This window comes from Aquiflexum sp., from assembly GCF_977115555.1.
Map to the genome: position 1 here is coordinate 1 of NZ_CDSBKL010000543.1, position 2,249 is coordinate 2,249.

General features: G+C 36.5%; 2 protein-coding genes. Both read right to left on the reverse strand.

Annotated elements, in window-relative coordinates; genetic code table 11:
• A partial coding sequence (locus tag ACZFYI_RS19330) for a hypothetical protein (RefSeq protein WP_462525758.1) occupies positions 1-426 on the reverse strand: 426 nt, incomplete at its 3' end.
• A gap of 209 nt (positions 427-635) precedes the next feature.
• Complete coding sequence (locus tag ACZFYI_RS19335; RefSeq protein ID WP_462525759.1) at positions 636-2,165, reverse strand: hypothetical protein; 1,530 nt, start codon at positions 2,163-2,165, stop codon at positions 636-638.
• Positions 2,166-2,249: the final 84 nt, after the last annotated feature.

A 2,249-nucleotide genomic window follows, 5' to 3' on the forward strand; every position in this document is an offset into this window, starting at 1 on the left:
GGTCGTATTATTTAATGTGATTCCATTGGTCATGAGAACTGAACCACTAACATTTACCTGTCCGCCATCGATTATCAATTTAGAAACTGCTTGAGCTGTTTGGGTTATGTTATTAGTAATATTCAATTTACCATCACTATTTACTAATAGAGTATAATTTGTTATAAAATTAAATGTGACCAAATTAACTTCATGATTTAACACTACGATTATAGGACAGACTGGAGTACCCGAAACTGGTGGGAGAGCAGCAGGCGTAGGAACACACGTACCCACAGGCGCAAGCCAGCAAAGTGGTGTTCCAAAATAATTGGCTTGATTTGGAGCACAAAGTCCACTTGTGGTATAAATAACCTGCCCATAAGAATATCCCGATGCTAAAGAAAGCATGACTAACATTACACATATCTGAAAAAATTTAGTCATAAAAAAGGCTTTAACCTGTATTTATTTGTTCTTCAAATATACATTTATGCCTTTTATTTTGATAAAAATACACTTCAATATTTTAGTAATATTCAATAATACTTAATTTTTAGAGTGGAAAACCCGAAAAGGCTACTCTTTTTCAGATTCGCCTTTTCATTTATTCTGTAAATTTTTGATCAATCCGGGGTTTCACCAGTTTGGTTTTTCTATTTCATCACCTTGATATGTTCTACTTTTTGACCCCAAGCCATTTCTATCACAAAAACACCGGAAGGAATGGAAGGTAAGATTTGTGATAAATATTCATTCAAAGCATATTCTGTTTCTACTGTAATCGGATTGAAGACAAAGCTTGGATGGATAATTCTTATGGAAATTGGCTCATGGTCATATTGGGATTTATCCAATAAGTTGACTTTTAATTGCTGTCCGTTGGTAGGATTGGGATAGGCTCTCCAAACTCCCTTTGTGAATTGGATATTCATCACTTTTACTGAGAAAACTCTGCTGTACGTATGTTTTCCGTTAAAATCTACTTGCTTTATCCTGTACAAAAAGCTTCCTCCTGTCAAGGGAAGATCACTGTCCAAGAAATCATATTCAGTCACGGTATCTTTCCAACCCATCCCCTGAACTTCTCCAATGACGATGAAATTATTCAATCCATCTACTGATCTTTCTATTTCAAAATGACTGTTGTTGGTTTCTTTTGCAGTTGACCAGGTTAGGCTCACGTATCTTTCAGGATTAGAAGATTTAGCTTCTGTATACAAAAACTCAACAGGCAGGATACGACATGATTCTGAAAACGACCCCTGAATAATTTCCTGAGTACTGCAATTATTCCCATCACAAGGAATTGGAAATCCTCCACAGACATAAACTGTTGCCTGGTCAGTTGCGATTACTTTGGAATTACCCGCAATCAAAATATCACCTCCTATATCTGTTTCACTTGTCCCTCCAAAAGTAATATCGCTTGTCCCTCTGACATCCAGGTTTTGTTCGATGATTACCTCAGCATTTCCAAAAGCATTCAACTGATTGCCTGACCCTCCAGTTATCAATACGCTTCCGGCAGTCCTAAAAAATCCATAAATGTTTATGGAGGAATTATTACCACGATAATCTACATCCCCTTCAACGAAGAACGCGCCTCCTGACAAAATATCTACTTTTGACCTTTGTCCAAAATTGAATGAGTTTACATTTAAAATACTCAATGGGTCACCATCCCCATCTATGGTTAATTCTGCATCGTTTTGAATATCCATTAGTCCTCCTGTGACATCAAAAGAACCACCATTTCTGATGTCAATTTTCATCTTAGTTTTGGGATTTGATCTCCCGCTTAGTAGTACCAAATTTCCTTGAACTACCACTTCGCCCCCATTTACAATTACTATTGACGATTGCTCTGCCTGTTGGCTTAAATTACCTGTGATTGTCAACTTCCCACCTGTATTAACTCTCAAAGTGACATTACTTCCTAAGCTCAAACTAGAAACTGTCATTTCTGTAACCACATTTATGGTAACCTGACAAGATATAGTGCCTGAGGTTGGTGGAAAGGCAGAAGCATTGCAGGTTCCGGTTTTTGTCCAACATAATCCCGAAGTAAATGGGTTTCCTCCGCTTGGTGTACATCCTCTGGAGGTGTAGGTCACCTGCGCTTGACTGACTTGCATTGAAGCCAAAAGCATAAATATGAATATGAACGTATAAAAAGTTTTCATAAAATTAGAGATAGATAGTAATTTGTATTACAAATATACTTTTTTGTATTTCATATATAAAAATTATTTACTAAAAAATGTAAG

Bases quoted from the DNA above. Each gene is read 5' to 3' on its own strand.
- ACZFYI_RS19335 (WP_462525759.1), bottom strand. From the start codon at position 2,165: ATGAAAACTTTTTATACGTTCATATTCATATTTATGCTTTTGGCTTCA.